Annotated in this window: 18 protein-coding genes and 3 pseudogenes; 12 read left to right on the top strand and 9 right to left on the bottom strand. The window is 64.9% G+C overall.

The window, feature by feature from the left end; genetic code table 11:
- The first annotated feature begins 5 nt into the window (after window positions 1-5).
- The 4 genes and pseudogenes from FFI87_RS29615 to FFI87_RS29600 form a co-directional block, all read left to right on the top strand.
- Window positions 6-899: a fumarylacetoacetate hydrolase family protein gene (locus FFI87_RS29615; RefSeq protein ID WP_138850762.1), complete on the top strand. Its 894-nt coding sequence runs from the start codon at window positions 6-8 to the stop codon at window positions 897-899.
- A 27-nt stretch (window positions 900-926) separates the two neighbouring features.
- A complete protein-coding gene (locus FFI87_RS29610) occupies window positions 927-1622 on the top strand; it encodes a hypothetical protein (RefSeq protein WP_012372151.1) in 696 nt (231 codons plus the stop codon).
- 101 nt (window positions 1623-1723) lie between these two features.
- Window positions 1724-3295: a UxaA family hydrolase gene (locus FFI87_RS29605; RefSeq protein WP_138850761.1), complete on the top strand. Its 1572-nt coding sequence runs from the start codon at window positions 1724-1726 to the stop codon at window positions 3293-3295.
- Between the two features lie 192 nt (window positions 3296-3487).
- Window positions 3488-3601 (top strand): annotated as a pseudogene (locus FFI87_RS29600) (IS5/IS1182 family transposase); the annotation flags it as partial.
- Window positions 3602-3717: 116 nt separating this feature from the next.
- Here FFI87_RS29600 and FFI87_RS29595 read toward each other — a convergent pair.
- Window positions 3718-4356 (bottom strand): annotated as a pseudogene (locus FFI87_RS29595) (IS3 family transposase); the annotation flags it as partial.
- Here FFI87_RS29595 and FFI87_RS29590 point away from each other — a divergent pair.
- The 8 genes and pseudogenes from FFI87_RS29590 to FFI87_RS29555 form a co-directional block, all read left to right on the top strand.
- Window positions 4332-5483: pseudogene (locus FFI87_RS29590) on the top strand (DAK2 domain-containing protein); the annotation flags it as partial. The pseudogenes FFI87_RS29595 and FFI87_RS29590 sit on opposite strands and share 25 nt — an antisense overlap.
- A gap of 202 nt (window positions 5484-5685) precedes the next feature.
- Entirely contained in the window at window positions 5686-7071 is a 1386-nt protein-coding gene (locus FFI87_RS29585; protein WP_012372147.1) for an MFS transporter, read from the top strand.
- Window positions 7072-7339: 268 nt separating this feature from the next.
- Complete coding sequence (locus tag FFI87_RS29580) at window positions 7340-8356, top strand: AraC family transcriptional regulator (protein ID WP_138850760.1); 1017 nt, start codon at window positions 7340-7342, stop codon at window positions 8354-8356.
- Window positions 8357-8849: 493 nt separating this feature from the next.
- Window positions 8850-10538 (top strand): tannase/feruloyl esterase family alpha/beta hydrolase, encoded by a 1689-nt coding sequence (locus tag FFI87_RS29575; protein WP_138850759.1) that lies wholly within the window; start codon window positions 8850-8852, stop codon window positions 10536-10538.
- Between the two features lie 387 nt (window positions 10539-10925).
- Complete coding sequence (locus FFI87_RS29570) at window positions 10926-12284, top strand: MFS transporter (protein ID WP_138850758.1); 1359 nt, start codon at window positions 10926-10928, stop codon at window positions 12282-12284.
- Window positions 12285-12364: 80 nt separating this feature from the next.
- Window positions 12365-13129, top strand: a complete 765-nt coding sequence (locus FFI87_RS29565; protein WP_138850757.1) for a nitroreductase — start codon at window positions 12365-12367, stop codon at window positions 13127-13129.
- A gap of 14 nt (window positions 13130-13143) precedes the next feature.
- The gene (locus FFI87_RS29560) at window positions 13144-14796 is read left to right on the top strand and encodes an AMP-binding protein (protein ID WP_138850756.1); all 1653 of its coding nucleotides are present in this window, start codon (window positions 13144-13146) and stop codon (window positions 14794-14796) included.
- 223 nt (window positions 14797-15019) lie between these two features.
- Window positions 15020-15952, top strand: coding sequence for an MBL fold metallo-hydrolase (locus FFI87_RS29555; protein ID WP_138850755.1), 933 nt, complete (start codon window positions 15020-15022; stop codon window positions 15950-15952).
- Between the two features lie 125 nt (window positions 15953-16077).
- Here FFI87_RS29555 and FFI87_RS29550 read toward each other — a convergent pair whose 3' ends face one another.
- From FFI87_RS29550 to FFI87_RS29515, 8 genes are all read right to left on the bottom strand, one after another.
- Window positions 16078-17472 (bottom strand): aspartate aminotransferase family protein, encoded by a 1395-nt coding sequence (locus tag FFI87_RS29550; protein WP_138850754.1) that lies wholly within the window; start codon window positions 17470-17472, stop codon window positions 16078-16080.
- A 20-nt stretch (window positions 17473-17492) separates the two neighbouring features.
- Window positions 17493-18971, bottom strand: coding sequence for an NAD-dependent succinate-semialdehyde dehydrogenase (locus FFI87_RS29545; protein ID WP_138850753.1), 1479 nt, complete (start codon window positions 18969-18971; stop codon window positions 17493-17495).
- Window positions 18972-19094: 123 nt separating this feature from the next.
- Window positions 19095-19565 (bottom strand): Lrp/AsnC family transcriptional regulator, encoded by a 471-nt coding sequence (locus tag FFI87_RS29540; protein WP_012372138.1) that lies wholly within the window; start codon window positions 19563-19565, stop codon window positions 19095-19097.
- 13 nt (window positions 19566-19578) lie between these two features.
- Window positions 19579-20604 carry a N(2)-acetyl-L-2,4-diaminobutanoate deacetylase DoeB gene (gene doeB, locus FFI87_RS29535; protein WP_138850752.1) on the bottom strand — a complete coding sequence of 342 codons (1026 nt, stop codon included), beginning with the start codon at window positions 20602-20604 and terminating at the stop codon, window positions 19579-19581.
- 4 nt (window positions 20605-20608) lie between these two features.
- Complete coding sequence (gene doeA / locus FFI87_RS29530; protein WP_011660902.1) at window positions 20609-21817, bottom strand: ectoine hydrolase DoeA; 1209 nt, start codon at window positions 21815-21817, stop codon at window positions 20609-20611.
- A gap of 10 nt (window positions 21818-21827) precedes the next feature.
- Window positions 21828-22832: a cyclodeaminase gene (locus FFI87_RS29525; protein ID WP_012372137.1), complete on the bottom strand. Its 1005-nt coding sequence runs from the start codon at window positions 22830-22832 to the stop codon at window positions 21828-21830.
- Between the two features lies 1 nt (window position 22833).
- Window positions 22834-23805 (bottom strand): hydroxyectoine utilization dehydratase EutB, encoded by a 972-nt coding sequence (eutB, locus tag FFI87_RS29520; RefSeq protein WP_138850751.1) that lies wholly within the window; start codon window positions 23803-23805, stop codon window positions 22834-22836.
- A 105-nt stretch (window positions 23806-23910) separates the two neighbouring features.
- Window positions 23911-25323: a PLP-dependent aminotransferase family protein gene (locus FFI87_RS29515; RefSeq protein ID WP_138850750.1), complete on the bottom strand. Its 1413-nt coding sequence runs from the start codon at window positions 25321-25323 to the stop codon at window positions 23911-23913.
- Window positions 25324-25673 lie beyond the last annotated feature (350 nt).

Here is a 25673-nt window from a genome sequence, read left to right as displayed (position 1 = left end):
ACTACATGCGTCTCGTCCGTTTCGGCCAGCCTGGCCATGAGCACCCCGGCATTATCGATTCGAGCGGCGCGATCCGCGATCTGACCGGCGTCGTGAACGACATTGATGGAACGACCATCACGCCAGCCGCCCTTTCCAAGCTGAGCGAACTCGATCTCGACCGTCTGCCCGTCGTTGAAGCGGGCACGCGTCTCGGCGCCTGCATCGGCAATGTCCGTAATCTCGTATGCATTGGCCTGAACTATTCCGATCATGCCGCTGAAACCGACACGCCGATCCCGCGGGAACCGGTGGTGTTCAACAAGCATACGGGTTCCATCAGCGGCCCGAACGACCCGGTCGTCTTGCCTACAGACGCGCAAAAGCTCGATTGGGAGGTGGAACTCGGCGTGGTGATCGGCAAGCCCGCCTGGCAGATCGACGAAGCCGACGCGCTGGACCATGTGGCGGGTTACTGTCTTGCAAATGATGTTTCGGAACGTGCGTATCAGCTCGAACGCGAAGGCCAGTGGACCAAAGGCAAAAGTGGATTCTCGTTCGCTCCGCTTGGTCCGTGGCTGCTGACGCGCGACGAAGTTCCCGATCCGCAGGTGCTCGACCTTTGGCTGGACGTGAACGGTACGCGCCGTCAGACGGGCAACACACGCACGATGATTTTCAACGTCGCGCACATCGTGGCGTATCTCAGCCGCTTCATGCCTTTAATGGCGGGCGACGTGATTATTACGGGCACGCCTCCTGGCGTAGGCCTCGGTCAGAAGCCGCCTGTCTTCCTGAAAGCAGGCGACACGATGACGCTCGGCGGCAGCGGACTCGGCGCGCAGACACAAAAGGTCGTGCAGTACTCGGACACGCTTGGCGCGGCATGGGGCCGCGGCGACTATCCGTTGGCACTTTAAGACTATTCGATTTGGAAAGGAGCAGATATGAGCCTTGCTGGAACGGGCGTAGTCGCAATCTGGCATGACCTGCTGCCGGAAGCGAAGGATGAATTTTACGAGTGGCACAACCGCGAGCACATGCCCGAACGCGCCGGCATTCCCGGGTTCAGGCGCGGTCGGCGCTTCATAGCGCTGGATGCAGGCCCCGAGTACTTCAATCTGTACGAAGCCGATACAGTCGAGGTACTTGGCGCGCAAGACTACCTTTCTCGGCTGAATACGCCGACGCCTTGGACCAAGCAGGTTGTCGCCTCTTTCCGGAGCGTCGCGCGCTCAATCTGTCACGTCGCCTATTCGGACGGCGTTGGACAAGGCGCCTATCTCATGACTGTGCGCTTCGACGTGCCTGCGGACGCACGTGCCGACGTCGTGAAGGGTCTGCGTCAGCGCGTGCTGCCGCCCCTCGTGGATCTGCCGGGGATCACGGGCGTGCACCTGTGCCTTGCCGACGAAGCGATCAGCAAGGTGGAGACGGCGGAGAAGAAGGCGCGTTCGGAAGGCACCCAGGTACCGACATGGATCGTGTTAGTCGAAGGGTCCCGGGCAGATCGTGTCCGTTCAGCGGCGGACCGTCTTGCTTCAGGACTTGCGGCGTTGCCCGAAGCGAGCGCGACAGCACCGGAAACGACCCTCTATCAACTTGAGTACACGCGCTGCAAAACGCCTTGGAGCGCTGGCTAATCGGTTAAGCGTCATCCGATCACCGCTTGACGCCCCGCCGCGCGAATCCCATATGGCCACGCGCGGCCGGCGTTCACCCTGAGAAACATAGGAGTAGTGCCATGTCGTTGAATCTCGCCGACACGTCCGTCCGAACCACCGCGTCAATGTCGGCTCGTGTCATAAGACTCAATCCTGCCGACGATGTCGTTATCGCGCTCGAACAGCTTGTGTCCGGCACCGTGCTCGACAAGGAAGCAGTGACGGTCTCGGGACTGATTCCGCCCGGGCACAAAGTGGCGACACGTGACATCGGTCAGGGTGAGGCGGTGCACCGCTACGGCCAGGTAATCGGCTTTGCGAGTCGGCCGATTCGCGCAGGGCAGCATGTACACACCCACAACCTCGCCATGGGCGACTTTGCGCGTGACTACGCGTTCGGTCAGGCCGCGCGTCAGACCGTGCGCTCGAACGGGCCCGCGACATTCCAGGGCATTGTTCGCGCAGACGGCCGAGTTGCCACACGCAACTACATCGGGATCCTCACCTCGGTAAATTGCTCGGCTACGGTTGCGCGAGCCATTGCCGATCATTTTCGCCGCGACATTCATCCAGATGAATTGGCCGCGTTCCCGAACGTCGATGGCGTCGTGGCGCTCACACACGGTTCGGGTTGCGCGATCGACTCTGAAGGCGATGGTCTGGCGATCTTGCAGCGCACGCTTGGCGGCTATGCCTGCCACCCAAACTTCGCAAGCGTGCTGGTCATCGGTCTCGGCTGTGAAACAAATCAAATTCCGCGACTTCTCGAGACGCAGGGACTCCGGGAAGACGACCGCTTGCGAACGTTCACGATTCAGGACAGCGGTGGGACCACACTGACGATTGCAAAGGGTATTGAACTTGTTCGCCGCATGTTGCCCGAAGCAAACAACGTGAGGCGGGAACCGGTCAGCGCAAGTCATCTTACCGTCGGCCTTCAATGCGGAGGCTCGGACGGGTACTCAGGCATCACCGCCAATCCAGTGCTGGGCGCAGCCGTTGATTTGCTGGTGCAGCACGGCGGCACCGCGATTCTCTCGGAGACGCCCGAAATCTATGGCGCGGAGCACTTACTAACGCGCCGCGCCGAAACGCCCGAGGTCGGTCAGAAGCTGATTGATCGCATCAAGTGGTGGGAGGCCTATGCGCAGCGGCAAGGGGCGCAAATCAATAACAATCCGTCTGCGGGCAACAAGGCAGGTGGCTTGACAACCGTCCTTGAAAAATCGCTGGGAGGTATTGCGAAAGCCGGGTCTACCAATTTGGTCGCAGTGTACGAATATGCCCAGCCAATCACAGCGTGCGGACTTGTTTTTATGGACACGCCTGGCTACGACCCGGTGTCGGCTACCGGCCAGGTAGCCGGCGGTGCGAATCTAATCTGTTTCACGACGGGTCGTGGTTCAGCATACGGCTGCGCGCCCGCCCCGTCGGTCAAACTTGCGACGAACACAGCACTTTGGCAACGGCAGTTCGACGATATTGACTTGAACTGCGGAGAAGTGCTGGAAGGACGCGCGACGATTGAGCAACTGGGTCAAGTGCTTTTCGACATGCTGCTAGATGTCGCCTCGGGAACCCGTTCCCGCAGTGAGCGGCACGGTTATGGACAAAACGAATTCGTACCGTGGCAAATCAGCGCGATCATGTGAGCCCGGCCATTCGAGCCTCTCCCACTGAGCTTCCCCTGAAATCTTGCCGTCCAAGAAGTCGTGTATAAACTCGAGGAAACAAAATTGAATGGTCGACGTAATCTTCGTGTCCTTGACGACTTCTGTGTCTGAAAGGTCTATCGCATATAGCTGGTGAGGACCATCTGACGAGGGGGCTTTGGGAGCACGCCGATCATTGAGGGCGAACTGCAGGCATTGATTGAACCTTTGCTGCCGCCGCCAAAGCGGCGACGCAAGAAATATCCAGGCCGCCGGCCGGCTTCGGACCGGGTGGCACTGAACGGCGAGGGTAGCGATCCGTCTGGTATGCGTCAGGTGTGATAGTGCAGGTTAAACTCCGCGCCGCTTCGCATGACAGCCCATGCAATGCGTACGTGGACCGGCCAGAGTTTCATAGACACTCACGAGCCGTTTAGCACATAGCGCCGTTCAAACTCAACGGATGACAGGTCGTCAGCGAAACCATGTCGACGAACGGGGTTGTAGAACATTTCAATGTAATCGAACACGTCCGTGGTCGCCATCGCTCGCGTCGGATAGATTCTCCGTTTGATTCGTTCCTTTTTCAGCGCACTGAAGAAGCTTTCCGCCACGGCATTATCGTGGCAGTTACCACGACGGCTCATGCTTGGCACCATGTGGTGAGACTTCAGAAACGATTGCCAGTCATCGCCGGTGAACTGGCCGCCTTGATCCGAATGAATCATGACGCCCGGTTCAGGTTTGCGCTTCCAAACGGCAGCCAGCTGCGCCTGCAAAATCAGGTCACTGGTCATGGTGGCGCGTGTGACCCAACCAACGATTTGCCGGGAATACAGATCCATGACTGCCGCCAGATACAGCCAACCCTCGTAGGTCCGGATATAAGTGATATCCGTTACCCAGGCCCTGTTCGGCGCATCGGGCGCGAGGTCTCGATTCAGGACGTTGGCCACAACGCCGACCGGACCACCGCGATAGCGTGGTTTGCTGCCATAGCCAACCTCGGCGCGCAAGCCCTCGCTCTGCATCAGCCGGAGTACGCGGTGGCGGCTGCACGATCCCCGGCGCCGGGAAATCGGGGTTCAGTCTCGCCGATCACGAGATCGAGCTCGGCCTCGGCATCCACGGCGAGAAAGGCGTCGAACGCACCGTGCCGCTGCCGGCCGACGCGCTCGTCGACACGCTGCTGTCGAGCATCGTCGCCGATCTCGTGCTCGATCGCGGCGAACGCGTCGCGCTGTTCGTCAACGGTCTCGGCGCGACGCCCGACATGGAGCTGGCGATCGTGCTGCGCGCCGCGTACGACAACCTGAGCCGGCGCGGCATCACGGTCGCGCGCGCGTGGGCCGGCACGTTCCTGTCCGCGCTGAACATGCCCGGCTGCTCGATCTCGCTGCTGCGCTTGAACGACGAACGCGCCGCGCTGCTCGACGCGCCGACGCAGGCGCGCGCGTGGCCCGGCGGCGGCGCGGTCAATGCGCAGATTCATGTGGCCGCGGCGGCCGCGCACGACGAGCCGCTGCCGCCGCTCGACGCGGCCGGTCGCGCGTGGGCCGCGCGGCTGCAGCCGGCGCTGCATGCGGTCGCGCAGGCGTTGATCGACAACGAAGCGACACTGACGGAACTCGATACGGCCGCGGGCGACGGCGATCTCGGCGCAAGCATGCATCGCGCCGCGCAGGCGATCCTCGCGTTGCCGGAAGCCGCGTTCGGCACGCCGGCCGGTACGCTCGCGGCGCTGGGCGCCGCGTTGCGCCGTGCGATCGCGGGGAGTTCGGGACCGTTTTATGCGACCGCGCTGGTGCGCGCGTCGCGCCGCCTCGCCGCCACCGACGATGCCGACGCCATCGCCGAGCCGTCGGCGCGCGACTGGGCCGCGGCGTTCCGCGGCGCGGTGGATGCGATCGGCGAACTGGGCGGCGCCCGCGCCGGCGACCGGACGATGCTCGACGCACTGGTGCCGGCCGTCGCTGCGTTCGACCGCGCACTCGACCACGATCGCGACCCCGCGAGCGCATGGGCGGCCGCAGTGGAAGCCGCGGAACACGGTGCGCGGCAAACGGCCGGCATGACGCCGCGCGCGGGGCGGGCGAGCTATCTCGGCGAACGCGCGATCGGCACGCCGGATGGCGGTGCGGTGGCGGTCGCGTGCTGGTTGCGCGCGTTGCTGCCACATATTCGCTAGGCGCCGATTCGGGCGATGCGCCGGCCTGCCGGGCCGGTCTGCCGGGCCACCGCGCCGCCGCATCGCCGCATCCTCGTCCACGGCACGGGGGAAAACCCCGATCCCCAATATCGTCCTATGACATCCGGCCTCGCTAATTGGCGGGATTACTTTGATCCTCGTCGGCGCCCGCCCGGGCGCATGCTGATAACGAGGATCCCTCATGCGATACGTGCCATCGTGGACTTCCGTTTCCCCCGCCGCGTCCGTCCCGGACGAGACGGCTTCCCGCGGCGACGAGCCGCACTGCCTGCCGCGGGTCGCGATCGCGGCCGCCGCCCTCGGCAACGCGACCGAATGGTTCGATTACGGCATTTACGCGTACGGGCTCGCCTACATCTCCGCCGCGCTGTTTCCCGGCAACACGGCCAGTGCGACGTTGTTCGCGCTCGGCACCTTCGCCATCTCGTTCCTGATCCGCCCGCTCGGCGGCCTGTTCTGGGGCCCGCTCGGCGACCGCCTCGGCCGCAAGCGGGTGCTCGCGCTGACCGTGCTGACGATGTCAGGTGCAACCCTTCTGGTCGGCGTGCTGCCGACCTACGCGACGGCCGGCTGGCTCGCGCCGGCGGCACTCATCGTGCTGCGCATGGTGCAGGGCTTCTCGACCGGCGGCGAATACGGCGGCGCGGCGACCTTCATCGCCGAATACGCACCGGATTCGCGACGCGGCCTGTGCGGCAGCTTCCTCGAATTCGCGACGATTGCCGGATTCTCGCTCGGCGCGCTGCTGATGCTCGGCTTCGCGCTGCTGCTCGGCGACTCGTCGATGCACGCATGGGGCTGGCGCCTGCCGTTCCTCGTCGCGGCCCCGCTCGGGCTGATCGGCTTCTACCTCCGTTCGCGCCTCGAGGAAACGCCGGTGTTCCGCGAACTCGAGGAGCAGGCGCAGCGGCGCGAGCAGAGCACCGCCGCCACCGCGCTGCCGGTCGGTCAGCTGCTGGTCCGCTATGCGCGGCCGTTGCTGCTGCTCGGCGGGCTCGTCGTCGCGCTGAACGTCGTCAACTACGTGCTGCTCGCGTACATGCCGACCTACATGCACAAGGAGCTCGGCGTCAGCGAGAACATGTCGCTGCTGATTCCGCTGATCGGCATGCTCGCGATGATGGTGCTGCTGCCGTTCGCCGGCTGGCTGTCGGATCGCGTCGGCCGCAAGGCGATGTGGTGGATCTCGCTCGTCGGGCTGTTCGTCGCGGCCGTGCCGATGTTCACGCTGATGACGCACGGCGTGCTCGGCGCATTCATCGGCTTCGCGGTGCTCGGCCTGCTGTACGTGCCGCAGCTCGCGACCATTTCCGCGATGTTCCCGGCGATGTTCCCGACCCATGTGCGGTATGCGGGCATGGCGATCGCATACAACGTGTCGACGTCGCTGTTCGGCGGCACCGCGCCGATCGTCAACGACTGGCTGATCGGCAAGACCGGCAATACGATGATTCCCGCGTACTACATGATGGCGGCCTGTGCGGTCGGGCTGGTTGCGCTGGCGGGCGTGATCGAGACGCGCGGGTGTTCGCTGCGCGGGGACACGGTGCCGGGGCGACCGGGCTGATACGCGACTGATCGGCTTCGGCTCCGGCTTCCCATAAACGGCATCCTTCGCATCGCCCGCCTTCCGGCAACGGACGGCGGGCGATGCGCATTTCAGCGGTACATCCGCTTGCCGCGCGGCGTGAGGTCGTTTCGGCTGATCCACGGATACGGTCACTCGAGTCCGGCACCGCCCATCGGCACCGCGCGCACGGCCATCACGGGCAGCAGGTTTCGCTTGCGCCCGGCAGCGATTAACATCACTGCACTTTCCGTGGATGAGCCTGACCATGAACGATGCTCAAGACAAGGGCACAACCTCGATCAGCCTGGTACGTGAGGCCATTCTCGTGGCGACACAGCGGAATCTCGATGTGTCGGCCGTCCTCCAGCACGCTGGAATCGCGGCAGAACTGTTGGATGTGCCGAGAGCCCGTGTGCCGGCGTTGGCCTTTTCGCGCCTGTGGGCGGCGCTGGCCGACTTGATGGACGACGAGTTCTTCGGTCTCGACAGTCACCCGCTGCGCCGGGGCAGTTACGCGCTGATGTGTCACGCGGTGCTGCATTCGGACAATCTGGAACACGCGCTGCGCCGCATGCTGAAGTTCCTGCGCGCCGTGCTCGACGACATTCACGGGGAGCTGCGCTGCGAAGGCGAGCATGCGGTGATCGTCCTGCATGACGATGGGCGCACACGCCGGCTCTTCGCCTACGGCACGTGGTTCATCCTCGTGCACGGTTTTGCATGCTGGCTCGCACGCAGACGGATTCCGCTGATCGAGATGAGGTTTCGCGCGTCGGCGCCAAGCGATGACAGCGACTACCGGATGCGCTTCTGCGAGGACGTGACGTTCTCCGCGGAGGAGACCCTGATCCGGTTCGATCGCAGTTTCCTCGATCTCAAACTGTCCGGCACGGAGGCGAGCCTGCGTGCATTCCTCGAGAATGCACCGGCCAATATCCTGGTCAAGTATCGCAATGAATCGAGCACGACGGCCCAGGTCAGGCGTCGACTCAGAAACCAGGCCCCCGACGACTGGCCGGACCTCGACGCGCTCTCGCGGTTGCTGAATCTATCCGCGGCCACGCTGCAACGCCGCCTGCTGGCCGAAGGCACGAACTACCGGCAATTGAAAGACGAATTGCGTCGTGACATCGCGATCGAGTTGTTCTCCAACACCTCTCTGACGGTCGCCGAAGTCGCGGCACGAACCGGATTTCAGGAAGCCAGTGCTTTTCACAGGGCCTTCAGGAAGTGGACCGGCGCCAGCCCGGGAATGTACCGCCACGGCAAGACGAACGCCTGATCGTACGTCCGGCGGCCGAAAGGCCCGAGCCTCGTTCCCAAACGAACATCGTGCAAAAGCATGGCTGCCGAGGCAACGCAGGCCAAACCGTGCACCCGATGAATCGCGCGCGGGCGGGCAGCGCCGATGCCGCATTCCGCTCATGTTCCCTCGAACTCTCGTGGTGATGGGCAGCCAACGCACGTAGCACCGTGAAAACCCGGCGTGTCCACAGACCTCACGCAAACTGAGGTCGGCGGGCATGGATTGGTGTCCCGACCAGGCTGACACTGCAACCGCGTTCGGCAAACCAGAACAAGCCTCGCGCCCGATTGCGCGGCGTAACCGGATTTGGCTCCGCGAAAGCCCCGCACTTGATAAACGCCGCAAGACAAGCACTCGCTTACGCGGGCCGCAGTTTTCCTTTCAACCGCTGCCAAATCAGCGGCGAGAAGAGAAGAATTGCCCTCGACGAGCAGCGCATTGCGGCAGCAAAAAATATATGGAGACGAGAATGAGAACCCGGTTCAGCACCCGCCGAAGCTCGGCTATTTTGAGTGCGCTATTCGCAGCATCAGCCGTTACCGTATCCGGCTGCGGCGGCGATGACGCGGCACCGGCAAACGCCGCGGCCGTGACGGCAGCCGCGAAGTGCAGTGCGTTGGCTGGCACGACCGTTCCTGCCAGCTCGATCGGGTTGCCCACAACCGGTGCTACTGTCGTGTCCGCGACGCTCGTCGCCGATACCGCTTCCGGTAACCGCAATGGTGAGTACTGCAAAGTTCTCGGCACCATTCATCCGGTCGATTTCAATGCGCCCGATATTCGGGCGGAGGTGGATCTTCCGACCAACTTCAACGGAAAAGCGGTCCACTTTGGCGGCGGCGGATTTGACGGCACCATTGCCGATACCGAGGGTTCGCCCGCCGACGGGTTCCTGGCGGGGGCAGAGCCCGCGGGCGTCAGCACGCCGCTGCGCAGAGGTTACGTAACGATGGGGAGCGACAGCGGGCATGAGGGAAACGCGCTGGACGGCTCGTTTGCGGCAAACGACGAGGCACTCGCCAACTACGCAGGCGACCACATCAAGAAGACGCATGATTTCGCAGCCTACCTCGCAAAGGCACGATATGGCTCGGACTTCGTGCACAGTTATTTCATTGGCGGCTCGAGCGGCGGACGACAAGGCTTGATCGCGGCGCAACGATTCCCGCACGACTATGACGGCATCATTTCGACCTTTCCCGCGTCGGGAATCACGGGACTCTGGCTGCAGATGGGCAGGATCTCGCGATCTCTGCTGGCGCCCGGCGGATACGTCACGCCCGCGAAAGGCAAGGTCGTGCTCGCAGCGGTCATGAAGCAATGCGACGCGCTGGACGGCGTGACCGACGGCATTATCAGCAACCCTGCTGCGTGCGTGTTCGATCCAGCGGCGATTCGCTGCTCGGGCGGCGGCGACACTGGCGACAGTTGCTTGTCGGACGCGCAAATCAATACGATGACCACCGCCGGCACACCGCTCGACTTCAGCTTCGATCTGGCAAACGGAATTCACACCTTTCCGGGATATAACGCGTTCTCCGGAGCGGACTTTTGGTCGACTCCGCTGGCGTGGGGCAGTTCCGCCGCCGATGCGACGGTCGAGCCAGGGGTGGTCGGCAGGACCGCATTTTTTTACGCGTTTCCAAATGACATGCTCCGGTTCGCGGTCGCTCGCGACGCCGCCTCGAGCATTCTGAATTTCAATCCTGCGAACCCGGGCTCACTGACCTCGCGCGTCCAGGCAGTCAGCGCGCTCATGGACAGCACCGGCACCGACTTGAGTCAATTCCAGAGCCGCGGCGGGAAGATCATTCTCCAGCACGGACAGTCAGACCAGTTCATCCCCGCGCAATTGTCGATCGATTACTACAACAGGCTGGTATCCCGATTCGGGCAAGGGCCACTGGGTCAATTTCTGAAGTTCTACCTGGTTCCGGGTGCGGCCCACAGCTTCGGCGGACAATTCAATGGTTCATATGACGGTCTGACAGCATTGGACAACTGGGTGACGAAAGGAATCGCGCCCAAGGATCTGACCATCACCGACCTGACTCCGGCAACAGCCGGACGCACCCGGCCGCTGTGCGAATACCCGCAGTGGCCGAAATACATCGGGGGCGACCAGAATCTGGCGACGAGCTTCTCGTGCTCGAATTAGTCCGGCTCGTCGTGCACGGCAATCGGCTGTACCGGACGGTTGGCTTCCGCCCGGAATTGTCCGCGCTGACGCAAGCGGGTTCGCACGTTTCAGCCCGATGCAAATCACTACCCGCGTTACGCGGGTACTCAAACGAATAGACGAATAGCCCCGTGCGATGCGGACCGTCGCACGGGGCACGGTTTGTCTGGGGGACCGCGGCAATCCATCGTCACGAGACGCGCTTTCTCCAACTGGCTGCCGCCAGTGCCGTAACGCCGCAAACATCGGTGTCCGGTGACCTCATTCAGGTTGAGGTTCACGGACATGGACTGCCGATCGCGCCCGTCTGACACTGGTTGCAACCCGCGCGCATTCCCAGCACGACATTAAATCCAAGGAGACGACATGAACCAGATAGACGTGTACTCACTCGCCGGTCGGGCCAGATTCAATGGCTTTCATGCCCTTGTGCTGTTCTGGTGTGTCCTCATGCTGATACTCGACGGCTACGATCTTGCCGTCGTCGGCGCGGCGCTGCCGTCGATCATGAAGGACATGCGCATCGACGCGACCAGCGCCGGCATCATGGCCGGCTCGACGCTGTTCGGCGTCATGCTCGGGGCCATTTTCCTCGGCACGCTGGCGGATCGTTTCGGACGACCAACGATGATGTGCGTTTGCGTGGCGCTGTTCAGTCTGTTCACCGCGGCCGCCGGGCTGACGAGCGACCCCGTCGGTTTCAGCGTCACGCGCTTCATCGCCGGTCTGGGCATTGGCGGCGTGTTGCCGATCGTCACCGCGCAGATGGCGGAGTTTTCGCCCAATGCGTTGCGTACCCGATTGGTCACGCTGGTGTTCGCGGGCTATTCGATTGGCGGAATTCTGGTGGCGCTGACCGCAAAGCAGCTTATCGGCAGCTACGGCTGGCAATCGGTCTTTTTCGCCGCGGGCCTGCCTGTCCTGCTGATCCCGTTCATCATCAAGACGATGCCGCATTCGATGGTCTTCCTGATCAAACGCGGCCGGCACGACAACCTGCGCGCGGTGCTGAAGCGGTTGGTGCCCGACTATCCGTCGAGCGGTCATGAACAGTTTGCGGGCGGTTCGTCAGACAAAGCCCACGACGCGTCGGTGCGACGCCTCTTCCAGGACGGGCGCGGCTTCAGTACCTCGATGATCTGGGTCGCGTTCATGACGGGTCTCTTCATGGTCTACGCACTCAGTTCGTGGTTGACCAAGCTGATGGCCATGGCCGGATATAGCCTGGGCTCGGCCTTGAACTTCGTGATTGTCTTCAACGTCGGCGCCATCGCCGGTGCGATCTTCGGCGGCTGGCTCAGCGACAAGGTCAACATCAAGCGGGTGCTGATTGCGTTTTACATCGTCGGCGCGGTTGCGCTGTCACTGATGGGCTACACGAAGTCGACCGTATCGTTGTTTGTCGTCGTATTCGTGGTCGGCGCATCGACGCTCGGTACGCAATTGCTTGCATACGCTTATGCCGGTGACTTCTATCCCCATGCGATCCGGTCTACGGGTGTCGGCTTTGCTTCCGGCGTGGGCCGGATCGGTGCGATCGTGGCGCCGGTGCTCATTGGTTGGCTCGTGTCCTTGAAGCTGCCGCTCGAACAGAATTTCATGGCAATCGGCCTGGCTGGGCTCATCGGCGCGGCGGCGGTGACGCTGATCAACCAGACACGTGCCGACTCGCATCGCTCGAACAGTGCGCCAGTTGTTGCGGTTCAGGGTAGCGCGGGCCCCTGACGCTTCTGCCATCGCAACTCGATCGCCGACATCCTTGCGAACAACACGGCTCGTATGAGCTCTACCTCAGCAAACACCGTATGGCTAAGTGCAAAGCACCTTTCAATGTCGGTATCGAAATGGACCGTCTCTCTCCTCCTCCGCTGGACTCGTTCGCCGACGTGACCCGCGCCGTCGATTGGGCGCTCGTCACGCGGCGCAGCGTCCGTGCTTTCCTGTCCACGCCGGTTCCTCGCGAGCACATCGAGGCCATCCTCGACGTGGCTCGCTTCAGCGCAACCGGCGTCAACATCCAGCCGTGGCATGTGCATGTCGTGACAGGCGCGACGAAGTCCCGCCTGTCTGCCGCGATCAACGAGATCAATGACGATCCCGACCGCAGCTCCGACCTGGACGAGCCCTACGACTACTACCCGCGCGAATGGATCGCACCGTATGTGGATCGCCGGCGCGCGGTTGGCTGGAACCTGTATGGCTTGCTGGGCATCGAGAAGGGTGACAAGGAGCGCATGCATGTCCAGCACGGTCGCAACTACAGCTTCTTCGACGCACCGGTGGGCCTGTTCTTCACGGTTGACCGGGTCATGCGTGAAGGCAGTCTGCTCGACACGGGGATGTTCCTGCAAAGCGTGATGATCGCCGCCCGGGCGCGCGGCCTCGACACTTGCCCGCAGGCGGCTTTCAACAAGTTCCACCGCGTCATCGCCAACGAACTGTCCATCCCCGACAACCAGATGTTGGTGTGCGGCATGAGCCTCGGTTATGCGGATCACGGCTGCATCGAGAACACGCTGGTCACGGAGCGCAGTCCGGTACGCGATTTCACCACTTTTTATAATGAATGAATGGAGACAACGTCATGAGTGCAACGGCCTATTCTCGAGGTCTTAAGAAGAACGCGGCAAACCACGTTCCATTGACGCCCCTGACCTTTCTCGATCGAACCGCCGACGTCTTTCCGAATCGAACCGCGATCATTCATGGCGACTTCCGGCAAACATGGGCGAAAACGCGCGAGCGTTGCTATCGCTTCGCGTCGGCGCTCGTTCGGTTGGGGATCGAGCCGGGCGACACGGTGTCGATCATCGCGCCGAACACCCCGGCCATGCTCGAGGCCCACTTCGGCGTTCCGCTGTCGGGCGCCGTTCTCAATGCGATCAATTGCCGCCTCGATGCCGACGGCATCGCATTCATCCTGCGCCACGGCGAATGCAAGCTGCTGCTCGTGGATCGCGAACTGGCGCCTCTGGTCAAGAAAGCGTTGCAGTCGGTTCCCAACCCGCCGCGCGTGATCGACATCAACGACCACGAGGCACCCGACGGCCCGGCCATCGGCGAAACCGATTATGAGTCGCTGCTGGCGAGCGGCGATCCGGAATTTGCAGGCCGCCGCCCGGCCGACGAGTGGACACCAATCGCGTTGAACTACACGTCGGGCACCACGGGGGATCCGAAAGGCGTCGTGCCGAGCCATCGTGGCACCTATGTAATGAGCCTGTTGCAAATGACGAACTGGCCGCTCCCGCGTGCGCCGATCTACCTGTGGACGCTTCCCATGTTCCACGCGAACGGCTGGTGCTTCACGTGGGCGATTACGGCAGCGGCGGGCACGCATGTCTGTTTGCGCAAGGTGAATGCCGCGAATATTCTCTCTGCCATCGCCAAGCACGGCGTCGATCATTTTTGTGCGGCACCCATTGTCCTCGCCGGTATTGCGAGCGTGCCGCCGTCGGAGCTGCAGCCGTTGCCTCGTCGTGTGCGGGTCCTGACCGCCGGCTCGCCGGCGCCGGCAGCGGTGCTCGAGGCCGTCGGCGCGATGGGTTTCGACGTCGACCACGTCTATGGCATTACCGAAATCGCCGGCACGCCGATCAGCTGTGCATGGCACGACGAGTGGGATACGTTGCCGCCGGACCAGCAAGGGAAAATGAAAGCGCGACAAGGCGTACGCGCGGCAGCGTTCGAGAACATGTCGGTCGCCGATCTCGCGACGCTCGAACCCGTCCCCGCCGATAGCACGTCTTGCGGCGAAGTGCTGGTCCGCGGGAATACGGTCATGATGGGGTACTTCAAGAATGCCGACGCAACGGAAAAAGCGTTCGCAGGCGGCTGGTTTCATACCGGCGATCTTGCGGTCATGCATCCCGACGGCTATATCCAGATCACCGACCGCTCGAAGGACGTCATCATCTCGGGTGGAGAAAACATTTCGTCCGTGGAAGTGGAGGAGGTCATTTATCGCATGTCCGGCGTGCTCAACGCGGCCGTGGTCGCTCAGCCGGATGACAAATGGGGCGAAACGCCTTGTGCGTTCATCGAACTGAAACCGGGTGCCTCCCCCATCACCGAGCAGGATGTGATCCTGTTCTGCCGCGAGCGACTGGCGCATTTCAAATGCCCGCGTCGTGTGATTTTCGGCGAGTTGCCCAAGACCGCCACCGGCAAGATCCAGAAGTTCCGTCTTCGGGAGCAAGCGGGCAGCCAGGCCGCGATCACGAGGTTGGCAGGGTAGCGCTGTCGGTCTGCTCGGCGCCCCGACGGGCGCCCGATTGTTGTCGCCCGGACAACATCATGTGCGCATGCGCGGTGCTACTGGCATCCACCGCCCTTTCCTACAATCGCTCACACGCTCGATCGACATGCGAGCGAAGCGAAGGACGCGACCTGCACGGTCGTGCTCGCGAACCGCGCTGCGCAGTGCGGCTTACCCCACATGATCAACAGGACGATCGACCATGAACAAATCCATCCGCAATGTACAGCCGGTTACCGCCCGCCTCGGCAACGAAGATGCGGGCGAACTCGTCTCTTCCCGCTACGCGGTGCGCATCGGCGACGTCGATGTCGTGCTGATCAGCGACGGCGTTCTGCCGCTGCCGACCTCCACCATGTCGACCAACGTGAGCGAAGCGGACCGTAACGAATGGTTCGACGGCCGCTTCCTGCAACGCGACATGTTCGACTGGGCGCTGAATATCGCGCTCGTGCGCAGCGGCGAGCGCCTGATCCTGATCGACTCGGGCGTGGGCGACGGTTTCGAATACTTCACGCGCGCCGGGCGCTCGGTTATGCGCCTCGAATCGGCCGGCATCGACCTCGCTGCGATCACCGATATCGTGATCACGCACATGCACATGGATCACGTCGGCGGGCTGAACACCGACGGCGTCAAGGCCCGGCTGAGCCCGGACGTGCGCATTCACGTAGCGGCCGCCGAAGTCGCGTTCTGGAAGAATCCGGATTTCAGCAAGACGGTGATGCCGGAAACCGTTCCGCCCGCGCTGCGCAAGGCGGCGGCCAAGTTCGTCGAACTCTACGGCGAAAACATCGTGCAGTTCGACCGCACCGTGGAAGTCGCGCCGGGCGTGTCGGCGCGCGTGACGGGCGGGCATACGCCGGGACACTGCGTGGTGGACATCGCGTCGAAGGGTGAAAAGCTGACGTTCGTCGGCGACGCCGTCTTCGAAGTCAACTTCGACAATCCCGACTGGCAAAACGGCTTCGAACACGATCCCGAAGGGGCGGTCGACGTGCGTATCGCGCTGTTCAACGAAGCCGCCGAAACCGGCGCGATGCTGGCCGCGGCGCATGTGGCGTTTCCGTCGATCGGGCATGTCGCAAAGAACGGCGACGGTTTCCGCTTCGTTCCGGTAACGTGGGACTACTGAGCGACGCGAGGCTGACGACGGACGACGTTTCCCGAATCGGCACCGGTCGATAGAAAGACGCCGCCGCACTTCCGTGCGACGGCGTCTTCTCGCGCACTCACGTGCACATCAGGACCGCAAGACCCTCACGCGACGGTCGAAATATTCCGCTCCGCGACCTCGTCCACGGCGTCCTTCGCGATACCGACGATCTCGTCCGCTTCCTCGCGCGTCATCACGAGCGGCGGCGCAAACCCGAGAATGTCCCCATGCGGCATCGCGCGCGCGATCACGCCGCGCTGCAGCGCCGCGGCCGACACCTGCGCGCCGATCTTCAGCGCCGGATCGAACGGGGTGCGCGCGTCCTTGTCGGCCATGAATTCGAGCGCGGCCAGCATCCCGACGCTGCGCACCTCGCCGACGAGCGGATGCGCGCCGAACACATCGCGCAGCTTCGCGCCGAAATACGCACCCACGTCGGCGGCGTTGCCGACCAGGTTCTCGCGCTCGAGAATCTCGAGGTTCGCGAGTGCCGCGGCCGCGCATACCGGGTGCCCCGAGTACGTCCAGCCGTGCCCCATCGGCCCGTGCTCCTGCGAGCCGCGCGCGATCACGTCCCACACCTTCTCGCCCACGATCACGCCCGACAGCGGCGCATACGCGCTCGTCAGCCCCTTCGCGACAGTGATCAGGTCGGGCTCGATCCCGAAGTGCTGCGCGCCCATCTTCGAGCCGAGGCGCCCGAATCCGCAGACGACTTCATCCGAGATCAGCAGGATGTCGTGCTTGCGCAGCACGGCCTGGATCGCCGGCCAGTAGCCGCGCGGCGGCTCGATGATGCCGCCCGTGCCCATCACCGGTTCCGCGATGAACGCCGCGATCGTGTCGGCGCCTTCGCGCGCGATCAGCTTCTCGAGCTCGTCGACGCAGTACGCGACGAACTGCGCTTCGCTCATGCCGACGGGCGCCTTGCGATACCAGTGCGGACACACCGTATGCTTCACGCGATCGATCGGCAGGTCGAAATGCTGGTGGAAACTCGGCAGGCCCGTGAGGCTGCCCGTCACGATGCCCGAGCCGTGATAGCCGCGCTCGCGCGAGATGATCTTCTTCTTGTTCGGACGGCCGAGCACGTTGTTGTAGTACCAGACGATCTTGACCTGCGTCTCGTTCGCGTCGGATCCCGACATCCCGTAGTAGACCTTCTTCATCCCGGCCGGCGCCCAGTCGATGATGCGCGACGACAGCTCGATGATCGCGTCCGACGAGTGGCCGACATACGTGTGGTAGTACGCGAGCTGCTTCGCCTGTTCGTACATCGCCTCGGCGACCTCGGTGCGGCCGTAGCCGATGTTCACGCAGTAGAGGCCGGCGAGCGCGTCGATATAGCGCTTGCCCTGGTGATCCTCGATGCGGATGCCTTCGGCGCCGCGCACGATCTTGCCGGGCAGCGCGCCGGTCTCGTGGTCGTACGCGTGCGTCGACGGGTGCATGAAGTGGGCGCGGTCCTCGCGCAGCAGTGCGTCGATCGATTGTTTCATGATGGGTTCCTTTGAATGAGTCAGGCCGTCGCCGCGACGGGCAGGCCGAGATTGCCGAGGCAGAAGTACTTGGTTTCGGTGAACGGTTCAAAGCCTTCGGCGCCGCCTTCGCGCCCGAGGCCCGACGCCTTCATCCCGCCAAACGGGATCGGCGCACCGGTGAATTTCACGCCGTTGACCGACACCATCGCGAAATCGAGCCGCCGCACGAGCTGGAAGATCGTGTCGATGCGCGTCGCGCACACGTAGGCGGCGAGGCCGTACTCGGTGTCGTTGGCTTTTTCGATCACCTCGTCGAGCGTGTCGAACGCGCACACCGCCGAAATCGGCGCGAAGTTCTCCTCGTCGACCACGCGCATCCCTGGTGCGGCATCCGCGATCACGGTCGGTTCGTAGAACCAGCCGCCGAGCGCATGCGGCCGGCCGCCCGCGACGATGCGCGCCCCGCGTACACGTGCGTCGTCGACGCGCGCCGCCGTCGCATCGAACGCGGCCTGGTGCATCAGCGGGCCGACGTCGACGCCCGGCTCGAACGCGGGGCCGGTCTTCAGTTCCCGCACCGCGTTCGCATAGCGGCTGACGAATGCTTCGTAGAGCGGCTTTGCGACGAAGATCCGGTTCGCCGCGCAGCAGTCCTGACCGGAAGTCTGGAACTTCGCGCCGATGGCGATCCGCACCGCCTGGTCGAGATCCGCATCCTCGGTCACGATGAACGGCGCGTTGCCGCCCAGTTCGAGCGCGATCTTGCGAATGCCGGCCTTCGCGGCGGTTTCGGTCACGAGCCGCCCGACGCGCGTCGATCCGGTGAAGCTCACCGCACGCACGCGCGCATCGCCGACGAGCGTTTCCATCGCCATCTGCGGTTCGCCGAGCACGACGTTGAACACGCCGGCCGGAAAGCCGGCCTCGTCGGCGAGCTGCGCGAGCGCGAGCGCCGAAAACGGCGTCTCGTGCGCGGGCTTCACCACCACCGCGCAGCCGGCCGCGATTGCGGCGGCAGCCTTGCGCGTGATCATCGCGGCCGGAAAATTCCACGGCGTAATCAGCGCCGCGACACCGACCGGCTCCATCACCGTGCCGAGATGCGCGCCGTCGATATGCGTCGGTATCGTGCGGCCCGCGACACGTTTCGCCTCGTTCGCGAACCATTCGACGAAGCTCGCCGCATAGCGGATCTCGCCGCGCGACTCGGCGAGCGGCTTGCCCTGTTCTAGCGACAGCAGCGCGGCGAGATCGTCGAGATGCCGCAGGATCAGCGCATGCCAGCGCAGCAGCGCCGCGCTGCGCACCGCCTGCGGCGTCCAGCGCCAGGTGTCGAACGCACGCTGCGCGGCGTCGACGGCGGCGACGATCTGCGCGCGCTCGAGCATCGGCACATGGCCGATCACGGCCTGGTCGGCGGGGTTCACGACGGCAACCGTCGCGGCACTGTCGCTGTGGATCCAGCGACCGTCGACATAGCACGTCGACTTGAACAGAACGGGGTGTCCGGGCAGCATGCTGCGTCTCCTCGTTTGGGTGGGCACGAGCTTCATTCTGTCGTGCCGCCGGGTGCGGAAATTTCGGTTTCGGCGCCCGGTTCTTGCGGTTTTTTCCGTATTGCCGCGCGTTCGCGCGAAGTTTCAGTGCCAGTCCGGCGCGCCGCCGGATTCGCACTTCACGACCTTCGTCACGATGTACGTGAAGTAGCGTTCGATGCCGAGGTCGTCCATCAGCAACGCATCGATGAAGCGCTGGTAGTGATCGATGTCGCGCGCGACCACGTGCAGCACATAGTCGACGCCGCCGCCCGTCGCGAAACACTGCGCGACCTCGGGCGCCGCGCTCACGCGATCCTCGAAGCGCCGCATGTCGGGCGCGGTATGCCGCGACAGCGTCACCTCGACGACGATGCGACTGCCCGAAAACGTACCGATCCAGTCGACGTCCGCGCGATAGCCGCGGATCACGCCGCTTTCCTCGAGCTTGCGCACGCGCTCCCACGCCGGCGAGATCGACAGGTTCACGGCCTCCGCGAGCTTCGACTTCGTGATGCGTCCGTCGCGTTCGAGGATGCGCAGGATCGCCAGGTCGTATCGGTCGAGCTTGATCACGCCGTGCACACTCCTATGCGGCCACCGGAATGTTGCGCTCGACGATGTCGGCGACCACCGCGATCGTGTCGCCGGCCTGCACGATGCCCGGGAAGTGCCGGGCCGCGAGCAGGCCGCGCCGGCGCGCGACGTATTCGACCGGCGCGACGCCCGTGCGGTCGATGTCGTGTACGCGTGCGAGCACGTCGCCCGCGTCGACCTCGCTGCCGAGGTCGCGGCACATCTCGAGCAGCCCGCGATGCTCGCTGGTCGTGAAGCACGAGCCGTCCGGCATGTCGAGCAGCGTGGTCGTGCGCGGTGCGGTGCGTGCGCCGTCGCCGTTCGCGATCACGCCCGCATGCGCGAGAAACCCGCGTACGCCGCGCTCGGCGATCGCGACGCTCGCCGCCGTCGACGATCCGCCGCCGCCGAGCTCGGTCGACACGAACACCTTGCCGGCCGCCTCGGCTGCGCTGTCGAAGAGTCCCACGCTGTCGAGCTCCAGCATGCGCATCGAGTACGGCGCGCCGAATGCGCGCATCGCCCGATCGCAGCGTGCCTGCTGGTCGCGATCGTCCAGCACGTGGATCGCCGCGAACGGCACGAAGTCGAGCGTGCGGCCGCCCGCATGGATGTCGAGCACGTGCGTCGCGAGCGGCAACAGATGACGCTGGAAGTAATCGGCGATCTTCTCGGTGACGGTGCCGTCCGGGCGCCCCGGAAAACTGCGGTTCAGGTTGCCCGAATCGATCGGCGACGTACGGCAACCGGCGCGGAATGCCGGGTAGTTCATGAACGGCACGACGATCACGCGGCCGGTCACGTCGGCCGCCTTCAGCGAACCGGCGAGCTTCGACAGCGCGACCGGCCCTTCGTATTCGTCGCCGTGATTGCCGCCGGTCAGCAACACCGTCGGCCCGTCGCCGCGCTTCACGACGGTCACCGGAATCATGATCGCCCCCCACGCGGAATCGTCGCGCGAGTAAGGCAGCTTCAGAAAGCCATGTTGTTCGCCGTCCGCGTCGAAGTCGACGGTCGGCGTGATCGGAGAAGCCCGCATCGCCCTACTCCTTCACGAACAGCTTGCGCGGCGTGTTGCAGAACGTCTCGACGCCGGTGTCGGTGATCAGGATGCTTTCAGTGATCTCCAGACCCCAGTCGTCGAGCCACAGCCCCGGCATGAAATGGAACGTCATGCCGGGTTCGAGCACCGTGCGGTCGCCCGGGCGCAGGCTCATCGTGCGCTCGCCCCAGTCCGGCGGATAGCTCGCGCCGATCGGGTAGCCGCAGCGGCTGTCCTTCTCGATGCCCGCGCGGCGCAGCACCGCGAAGAACGCGTTCGCGATGTCCTCGCACACGTTGCCGGGCTTCGCGGCCGCGAGCCCGGCTTCGATCCCTTCGACCACCGCGCGCTCGCCTTCGATGAAGTGCGCGGGCGGCTTGCCGAGATAGACGGTGCGCGACAGCGGGCAGTGATAGCGGCGGTAGCAGCCCGCGATCTCGAAGAACGTGCCCGCGCCGCGCGCGAACGTCGTGTCGTCCCACGTCAGGTGCGGCGCGGCCGCATCGGCGCCGGTCGGCAGCAGCGGGACGATCGCCGGATAGTCGCCGCCGAAGCCGTCCGCGCCGCCGATCCCGGTCGCATAGATCTGCGCGACGAGATCGCTCTTCTTCATGCCGGGCTCGATCGTGTCGACGATGTGCGCATGCATGCGCTCGACGATCCGTGCGGCAACGCGCATGTACTCGATCTCGCGCGGCGACTTCACCGCGCGCTGCCAGTTCACGAGCGCCGTCGCGTCGACCCAGCGCGCGGCCGGCAGATGCTTCTGCAGCGACGCGTACGCCGCCGCGCTGAAGTAATAGTTGTCGAGCTCGACGCCGATGCGCAGCGTGCTCCAGCCGCGTGCGGCAATCACGTCGGTCGACAGGTAGTCCATCGGGTGACGGGCCGTCGACTGCACATAGTGATCCGGGTAGCCGACGATGTTCTCGTGCGCCATGAACACGGTGCGCTTCGCGCCGTTCGCGTCCTGGCCGCGGCCGTACCAGACGGGCTCGCCGTCCATCGGCAGCAGCACGCACTGGTGTACGTAGAACGACCAGCCGTCATAGCCGGTGAGCCAGCCCATGTTGGTCGGGTCGGTGACGATCAACAGGTCGATGCCGGCCCGCTGCATCGCCGTGCGCGTCTTCGCGATGCGCGCGGCGTATTCGCTGCGCTCGAACGCGAGGCGTGGCACGGCTTGGTGGGTTTCGATGACTGCGGACATCTGTCTCCTCTCAGGTCGTGAGGTCGTTGTGGAAAATCGTGCCCACCTCCGCCGCCCGGGCGCGCTGCAGCGCGAGCACGGCGATGGCGGTGTCCTGCGCGCCGGTGCCGGTCAGGTCGCAGATCGTGATGTCGTCGCGATGCGTGCGGCCGTCGCGCTGCCCGACGATCACTTCGCCGAGTTCGGGAAACACCGCGTCGGCCGCGATCGCACCGGCCGCAATCGCGTGCGCGAGTTCGCCGGCCACGCGGGTCTGCTGCAACCGGTCGCAGAAGTAGCGCGCCGCGCCGAACACCGACGGCGCGAGCTCGGTCTTGTAGTCGGCGTCGGAACCCATCGCGGTCACGTGCAGCCCCGGATGCAGATCCTCCGCGTGCACGAGCGGCTCGCGACTCGGCGTCGTCGTCACCGCGATATCCGCGTCGGCGAGCGCCGCATGCACCGATCGCGCGACGATCGCATCGATCCCGTGCGCGGCGCGCACGTCGGCCGCGAACCGTGCGGCACGCCCGGCGTCGCGCGCCCAGACCGTCACGTGCGTGATGTCGCGCACGAGCATCAGCGCGTCGAGTTGCAGCCGCGCCTGTTCGCCCGCGCCGACTATCGCTGCGCGGCGCGCATCGGCACGCGCGAGCCGGCGCGCGGCCACCGCACCGGCCGCCGCGGTGCGCACGGCCGTCAGGTAGCCGTTGTCGAGCAGCACGGCCTCGGTCAGGCCGGTGCGCGCGGACAGCACGAGCATCAGCCCGTTCAGGCTCGGCAGCCCGAGCGACGGGTTGTCGAAGAAGCCGGGGCTGACCTTGATCGCGAAGCTGTCGAAGCGCGGCAGGTAGGCGGTCTTCACGTCGACTTCGCCGTGCCGTGCCGGCAGCGCGAGATTGAGGATCGGCGGCATCGCGACCGCATCGGTGGCGAGCGACGCGAACGCGGCCTCGACTTGGTCGATCGCGGCCAGATCGAGCGGAACCAGCGCGCGCAATTGCGCCTGCCCGAGCAGCGTGACGGGATGGGTCATGTCAGTTCTCCGAAACGAGCCGGCGATGCACGGCCATGTCGATGTTCGCGCCGCTGATGATCACGACGATCGGGCCGCCGCGATCGCGGCGCGCGATCCGTTCGTCCAGCAACGCGGCGATGCCGACCGCGCCAGCGCCTTCCACGACGAGACGCTCTTCGCGGTACGCATGCGCGATGCCGCGCGCGATCGCCGGCTCGTCGAGCAGCACAACGCCGTCGGCCAGCGCGCGCGTCATGTCGAACGTGTAACGGTTGTCGAGACCGATGCCGCCGCCGAGCGAATCGGCGAGCGTCGGCTGTTCGTCGACATCGACCGGGCGCCCGGCCGCGAGGCTCGCGTGCATCGCGGCGCCGCGCGTCATCGACACGCCGATCACCTCGATCGCCGGCCGGATTGCCTTCGCGGCGAACGCGATGCCGCTGAACAGCCCGCCGCCGGACAGCGGCACGACGAGCGTTGCCGCATCAGGCAACGCTTCGAGAATCTCGACGGCGATCGTCGCCTGCCCGGCGATGATTCGCGGATCGTCGAACGGCGGCACGTACGCATAGCCTTCGTCCCGCACCAGACGCCGCGCGTCGGCCTGCGCGTCGTCCTGGCTGTCGCCCGCGATCACGACCCGCGCGCCGAGCGCGGCGACCGCGTCCACCTTGTTGGCCGGCACGAGCGACGACATGCAGACCGCGGCCTCGATCCCGAACGCATGCGCCGCATGCGCAACCGCACGTCCGTGATTGCCGGTCGATGCGGTGACGACACGCGTCACACCCTGCGACGCGAGTTCAGCAAGCGCGTTGGCCGCGCCGCGCAGCTTGAAGCTGCCGGTCGGCTGCAGCGTTTCGAGTTTCAGATGGACGGGGGTGCCGGCCCGCGCGGACAGCGCGGCGGACGTGACGAGCGGCGTGACGTACGCATGCCCGGCGATGCGTCGGCGCGCGCGGTAGACGTCGGACAGCGACAGGAAGGACATGGAACGCGCGCCTCATTGATGTGGTGCGATCCAGTCTAATGTTCCAAATTGCGCTTTCGAATGTCCTGGTACATTGTGCGTCGCTGGCACGACGCCTGCCGCGCTTCAGTGAAAATCGTGCACGTGCGGATACTGCTCGAACACGCCCGCGATGGTCTGGAGCGCGGCGTTGCATGCGGCATCCGTCGTCTCCGCGCCGATGCACACGCGCACCGCGTTCGGCCGCTCCGTGCCGCCGACGAGGAACGGGTCGGGCGACGTCACCGCGATCTTGCGGGTACGCAATTCGCGCACGAGCCGGTCGGCCTGCCAGTAGTCCGGCACGCGCAGCCACGCTGACAATGCATTCGGATGCGCACCCAGCACGTAGGGGCCAAGCGCGGCCTTCACCATCTCCTGACGCGCCGCGAGCCGCTGGCGCTGCAACTCCACGAGCCTGCGCGCGGTGCCGTCGGCGATCCAGCGCGTCGCGATCTCCGCGATCGGCGACGTCGCCATCCAGCTGCTCACGCGCAGCACGCTCTCCACGCGCAGCGCGAGCCGCCTCGGCATCGCGAGATAACCGGTGCGCAGCCCGGTCAGCACGGATTTCGTCATGCTCGTGCAGTAGAAGCCGAGCTCCGGGATCAGGCTCGCGATGGGCGTCGCCGTCTTCGCGGGGAGCGGGCCGTACACGTCGTCCTCGATCACGTACACGCCGTAGCGTGATGCGATGCGCGCAATCGACCTGCGGCGCGAATCGGACATCATCGAGACCGTCGGGTTATTGAGGGTCGGCGTGCAGACGAGCGCACTGATGCGCTCGCCGTCGCACATTTCCTCGAAATGTTCGGGACGGATCCCATGTTCGTCCATCTCGAGCCCTTTCAGCGTAAACCCGAGCACGTTCGCCGAGCCGATCACGCCGTGGTCGGTCAGGCTCTCGCACAGCACGGTGTCGCCCGGCCCGACGATCGACGCGAGCGCGAGAAAGATCCCGTGCGCCGCGCCGTTCGTGATCAGCAGCGATTCGGGATGGACCGGCAGGTTCAGCGAACCGAGCCACGCGGCGCCAGCCTCGCGATGCGCGTCGAGGCCCGCGATCGGCCGGAACGAGCGGATCCATGGCTGGTCGTCGGTGTCGGCCATCGCCGCGCAGACGCTCCGCCACGCGGCATCGTGCTCCGGCGTATGCACGATGCGCGCGATCGAGAAGTCGACCAGCTCGCGCTCGGCCGTATCGAGGATGTAGTTCGACATCGATTCGGTCACGCGGGCGGCCACGAAGCTGCCGCGCCCGACTTCGCAGCGGATCAGGCCCTGCCTTTCGAGTTCCTTGTAGGCATTGGTGACGGTCTGCACGCTGACGCCGAGGCTCGACGCCACGTCGCGCTGCGGCGCGAGCCGCGCGCCCGGTGCGAGCGCGCCGCTTTCGATGTCGGTGGCGATCGCCTTCACGAGCCGCTTGTATTTCGACTCGATGCCGTGCACCGCGCCGATCGCGTCGTGCCAGCGCGCCGATACCTCGGTCCGTCCCATCTCGATGTCTCCGTCGTTGCTTTCGCATGGTCGCTCAGAAAGACACCCGAAAATTATTGTCCTAGTGCAATCGCGTGTGCAAGCCGGACGGTCCGGAACGCATGATGCGCTACATTCATTCGACGGGACCGGGGTGCGGCTGTCCAGGTGGCGCGTCCGCGTAGTGCTTACAACGCGCCGACACGGCGCACGAATCGTGCGCCCCCCAGCGGCGATCTCGATTGCCGCAGTCGGCCCGGCATGGTCTGATTCGATCCACCGCGAATTCAAAGGTTTACAGCCCAAGCAGCCCCGGTTCCGCTGCCTGAATTACCCGTTCCAGGCTGGCGCCGCGGCGCGCGGCGATGACA

This window comes from Burkholderia sp. KBS0801 (genome assembly GCF_005937855.2).
In the GTDB taxonomy this organism is placed as follows: Bacteria; Pseudomonadota; Gammaproteobacteria; order Burkholderiales; family Burkholderiaceae; genus Burkholderia; species Burkholderia ambifaria.
This window is presented reverse-complemented; position numbering and strand designations above follow the sequence as displayed.